The organism is Oceanibaculum indicum P24 (assembly GCF_000299935.1).
Lineage (GTDB): Bacteria > Pseudomonadota > Alphaproteobacteria > Oceanibaculales > Oceanibaculaceae > Oceanibaculum > Oceanibaculum indicum.
Genome location: NZ_AMRL01000057.1, coordinates 1 through 2351, shown reverse-complemented (window position 1 = coordinate 2351; position 2351 = coordinate 1). Strand labels below are relative to the sequence as shown.

Here is a 2351-nt window from a genome sequence, read left to right as displayed (position 1 = left end):
ATTTTCGGGGGGCAGCTCATTCCACGCGCCTGCGAACGGCCTGAAGCTGTGAAACAGAAAACTTACCCGCGGGCCCGTGGGTGCCTTCATTGAAGGTCTGGAACAGCGCTATGATGTTGTCGATATCCGTTTCAATGAACGTTTCAAGCTCGGTGCGAAGCATACCGTTAATGTGGAGAATATAACGGACCTTGGACTTTCGGGTCGGGGTTCCACGTTGGTTTCTTTCGCACTCCGGCATTTCCTCCATAACGGTGTCGTCCGGCGCTCGCATGTCGAGTACACGGGCGATGATTTCACGGGCGCTGGTGCAAAAATGCCGGGCCGCATCAGGATTACCGGGATTGAGCGCGAAGAGCGCGCCGCGCCAGCGGTCTGCTAGATCGTCCGATATCGCCGTGAGAATGCCCGTCAATGGACTCTCCGCTGCATCCGGGGGCGGTGCGTCGGAAGGCTGTGCGTCTCCGTCAAGGGCGTTCATCAGCCCGACCGTGTTCGCTGCTTCCCGCTCAGAGAGATCAAGAATCTCGTTGTACTCGTCGTCGAGATGCCCGCTGTCTGCTGCGCGCTGTAGGTTTTGATAGGCTGTGCTTACGGTGTTGACCGAGACGCGGTAGGTGACGTAGTGAGTGGAAGTAGCTCTCTGGTTGAGCCGCGCGATTTCATTCTTTAGACGTTGCCGATCCGCTCGTACACGGGCATTGTGCGAGTAAACTTCTCGATTATATTCGTTAATGGCGCGCTTGATTTTCTGCTGACGCTCTTGAACCTTCCGATTGTGCTCTCGGACATCACGATTGTAGGCATCGACGGCTTGTTTCGCCTTGCGGTTATACTCTGAAACCGCGCGATTGTAGTTATTGATAGCCTGCTGCTGCTTCTGTCTCGCCTGACGGATCATGTTGTTGATCTGCGAAGAGGTCATGCGCCGGGTCATGGAGTCCGCCTTAGCACACGGTGTGCGTTTGGTTGAAACTGAGGTGAATTTTAACCAATAGCGTATGAAAAAGCAACTTGAGGGCACCAGAAATTGTACGTTGAGCGGAAATGGCCCTAGATGTTGTGCTCTAACTCAGTGAATTGATATTGAATCAGCGACTTAGAATGTTACAGCGGATGGAGACCGCTGCGAAAACCGAGCGCAACTTCCGGCAAGAAGCCTTCAAGGAGCGCAGGCTCACCGAAGAGCGCCAACCGCGATGTTCTCGCTCGCGCGATGGTTCGGCGCCGAGGCGCTGAACGAGCCGCATTTCCAAATTGGACAGGGTTGCCCCCCTGCAACCCTGTCGCTCTGGCGAAGAGTGGGAATAGCAGGGGCAGGGAGGCTCCAAACGAGGGTCCGCCTCCGCAAGGGAGGGGAGGCGTTTGGATGTCTTGCCCACGCGAGGGGCAAAGCCCATTTGCCAGCGGGCACGGACACCAGCCATCGTTAGCGCTGAATTCAGGCAGAAATTGTGGGCAATTACTTGAGTGTTAGCGCAAATTCAACCTATTATTATGCATGGCTCACGTTTGCAGGAATAAGGGATGCCATACTTCTCCGATCACAATCTGATTTTGCAGCCTCTGGAAATGCCGAATACCGGACTGCGGCCCGGACAGCTCGGATCCCTACACTCCATTCTGGCTCATTTCTCCGTGTACCAAGAGCCGGCTCTAATTTCGCTTCCGACAGGTTATGGGAAAACCGCCATACTAATGGCCGTCCCATTCATATTGAAAGCAAATCGTGTATTGATCGTGGAGCCATCCGATGCTCTCCGCAAACAAACAACCAGCCACTTCAAGGAACTTTCAACCTTGCGAAAGCTGGGGGTCATCCCGAACGACATCGGCAATCCACGTGTGCTTGGACAGAAGGGACGGCCTGCATCTACCGACGAATGGGCCGCACTCGAAGACTACGATGTCATTATCTCCACACCGCAAAGCTTGTCTCCCGGTGCTGATCCCAATCCTCCTGCCGATCTATTCGACGTAATTATCTTCGATGAAGCACACCATGTTCCAGCAGACACGTGGACAGCATTCTTGAATCACTTTTTAGATGCGAAAAATGTCTTTTTGACCGCCACTCCATTCCGGCGTGACCGGAAGATCATTCCGGGCCGTATGGCATACTGGTATCCGGTGTCGAAGGCATCCCAAGAACGGGCATTCGGAAAAGTTAGTTTTACAGCCGCCGCAGTACGAAATGATAATGACGACGGCGAAATTGACCGCTCGGTCGCAGCGACAGCGGTGCGTCAATTGCGCAGCGACCGTACAAATGGCTTCGACCACAGAATCTTTGCGCGCGCCGGTTCCATTACGAAAGCCCGTGACTTGGTGTAAGCGGTGTTTTGCGGCCA

At 54.2% G+C, this 2351-nt stretch carries 2 protein-coding genes; one reads left to right on the top strand and one right to left on the bottom strand.

Annotated features, from left to right (window positions below):
- Positions 1 to 16: 16 nt before the first annotated feature.
- Positions 17 to 937: a pPIWI-associating nuclease domain-containing protein gene (locus P24_RS18890; protein ID WP_008946351.1), complete on the bottom strand. Its 921-nt coding sequence runs from the start codon at positions 935 to 937 to the stop codon at positions 17 to 19.
- Positions 938 to 1527: 590 nt separating this feature from the next.
- Here P24_RS18890 and P24_RS19955 point away from each other — a divergent pair.
- The gene (locus P24_RS19955; RefSeq protein WP_083859891.1) at positions 1528 to 2334 is read left to right on the top strand and encodes a DEAD/DEAH box helicase family protein; all 807 of its coding nucleotides are present in this window, start codon (positions 1528 to 1530) and stop codon (positions 2332 to 2334) included.
- Positions 2335 to 2351: the final 17 nt, after the last annotated feature.